The sequence below is a fragment of the Caballeronia calidae genome (genome assembly GCF_900044055.2).
GTDB lineage: Bacteria > Pseudomonadota > Gammaproteobacteria > Burkholderiales > Burkholderiaceae > Caballeronia > Caballeronia calidae.
Window position 1 is genome coordinate 1 of the sequence record NZ_FCOX02000233.1, and the last position, 2,136, is coordinate 2,136.

The 2,136-nt window shown below is 57.8% G+C and carries 2 protein-coding genes and 2 pseudogenes; 2 read left to right on the plus strand and 2 right to left on the minus strand.

Annotated features, from left to right (window positions below; all coding sequences use genetic code 11):
- Positions 1 to 127: 127 nt before the first annotated feature.
- A pseudogene (locus AWB78_RS44940) lies at positions 128 to 331 on the minus strand (transposase domain-containing protein); the annotation flags it as partial.
- Here AWB78_RS44940 and AWB78_RS47415 point away from each other — a divergent pair.
- Positions 316 to 837: a hypothetical protein gene (locus tag AWB78_RS47415; protein WP_157697899.1), complete on the plus strand. Its 522-nt coding sequence runs from the start codon at positions 316 to 318 to the stop codon at positions 835 to 837. The pseudogene AWB78_RS44940 and the gene AWB78_RS47415 sit on opposite strands and share 16 nt — an antisense overlap.
- A 2-nt stretch (positions 838 to 839) precedes the next feature.
- Complete coding sequence (locus tag AWB78_RS49145; RefSeq protein ID WP_082883656.1) at positions 840 to 2,057, plus strand: recombinase family protein; 1,218 nt, start codon at positions 840 to 842, stop codon at positions 2,055 to 2,057.
- A gap of 1 nt (position 2,058) precedes the next feature.
- On the opposite strand, the pseudogene AWB78_RS50235 reads toward AWB78_RS49145, so the two are convergent.
- Positions 2,059 to 2,136 (minus strand): annotated as a pseudogene (locus tag AWB78_RS50235) (IS66 family transposase); the annotation flags it as partial.

Sequence of the window (2,136 nt, forward strand, 5' to 3'; positions counted from 1 at the left end):
CGTAAGCATGCGGGCGGCCCGCAAGCGCTTCTTGGTTGCCTCGTCCATCGGCTTCTTTGCCATGGCATGCATCTCCATTCAATCCCTCAGAGATACAACGCACCAGCATCGAATCGGTTGTCATCTTTTATGGAAATCTCATTAGTTTCCATGGAAGTAGAGCTTCGTAATCCTCTGCGGTCTTCGCGAACGGCAGAGCCTTGAACAGGTCAACAAGATACGCATAGATATCGATGCGGTTCGCGACGCAGGTCTGGACGAGTGAATACAGGTTTGCCGAGGCCTTTGCGCCTCCTACGGTGTCCGAAAAAAGCCATGCCTTTCTCCCCACGGCAATTTCCCGTTCATTCTGCCCATATCGGGCAGGAAGTCGAGATTCATTATCGCTGGCATGCGCTGTATGGGCGTCGCGTCAAGGTTAGAGACGTCGAGCGTCGCGGCGGAGGTCAGGTCGTCCATGTGGAGGCGGACGCCGGTGTAATCAGGATGATCGCGGCATGGATGCTCGATGCCGCGATCTGTTCAGCGATGGTTCTCGGCGAACCGAGAGTTACCGTAGCGGCACTGCAGAATCTGCATCAATTGCTGGTCGATCTGCATTTGCGGGGAAACTCTCCGGACGGTTCCACCAACGTCCGGGAGAAACGCAATGGGCAATCTGCCAAACGTCGTTCCAGCAGCTCAACAGTCATCGCGGTCGATGCCGCCCCAGATGAACCTGATGTTCGACGCGGTCGAGCTTCAGGGAATGAACGCGGTGCAACGGGCAAACACGCTCAGGCATCTCGCATGCCTGTTGATGCAGGCTGTGGGCATCTCAACTGCGAAGGGGCGTAACGATGACGAATGATGATCGTTTGCCCGCAGATCTTCTTAAACGCAAGGCGGTAGTTTATGTCCGGCAGTCCAGCCAGACGCAGGTCCAGCTGAACCTCGAGAGCCGGCGCCGGCAGTATGACCTCGTGCAAGAAGCAAAGCGACATGGATTTCGCGACGTCGAGGTCATCGACGACGACCAGGGACGCTCCGCGAGCGGCACAGTTGCGAGACCGGGCTTTGATCGTCTGGTCGCGTTATTGTGTGCAGGCGATGTCGGCGCAGTGCTTTGCCTGGACGCCTCACGCCTTGCCCGCAATGGACGCGACTGGCATCATCTGCTCGAACTCTGTGGTCTCGTTCAAGCGCGGGTAATCGACCTTGACGGTGTGTACGACCCTTGCCGGGCAAATGACCGGCTATTACTTGGCATGAAAGGCAGCATCAGCGAATTCGAACTCAATGTGCTTCGAACGCGTATGCACGACGCCAAACGAGAGAAGGCACACCGTGGTGAATTACGTATCAGCGTACCGGTCGGCTATATCTGGCATCGTGATGTTGGTCTGGGTTTCGATCCAGACGCGCGGTTGCAGGAAGTCATACGCCTGATTTTTACTCGTTTCCAGCAACTGGGCAGCGCGCGGCAAGTTCTGTTGTCGATGAACGCCGAACAGGTCCACTTCCCACGTCCCTCTGACGGCCGGACGCTGACTCGGGTCGACTGGACTCCAATACGCTACCGTAACGTGATTTCGGTGCTCAAGAATCCGTTCTATGCTGGTGTCTACGCGTATGGCAAGAGCGGCAAGCAGATGACGATCGTCGAAGGCCGGGCACGCAAGAGCTACAAGCACCGCAAGCCGTTTGAGAACTGGGACGTCATGCTCCGGGAACACCACGAAGGCTACATCGACTGGGCGGAGTTTGAACGCAACCAGAAGAAGCTCGCGACAAATGCTTACGGCAAGGCGGGCGACGTAAAATCCGGTCGTGGTGGCCGCGCGCTGCTCGCTGGCCTGCTTGCTTGCGCACGCTGTGGACGTCGCCTGTCGGTGGCCTACGCTGGACGTATCCCGCAGGCCGTGTACCGGTGTGACCGCTTCGACACGTCGGCGCGATGTATGAGGTTCGGTGGTTCTCGTATCGATGCGGCTGTCAGCAAGGAGCTTCTGCGCGTCCTGGAGCCATTGGCGATCGAGCGGCACAACAGACTGAGCAAATGCACATGGATACCCTGAACGCTTCCGCTTCATTGAGGAACAGGTCCCGCTGGGCATCGCTGCGTGCTTCGCTCTTCGCCCCGAACAGCCGTCGCTC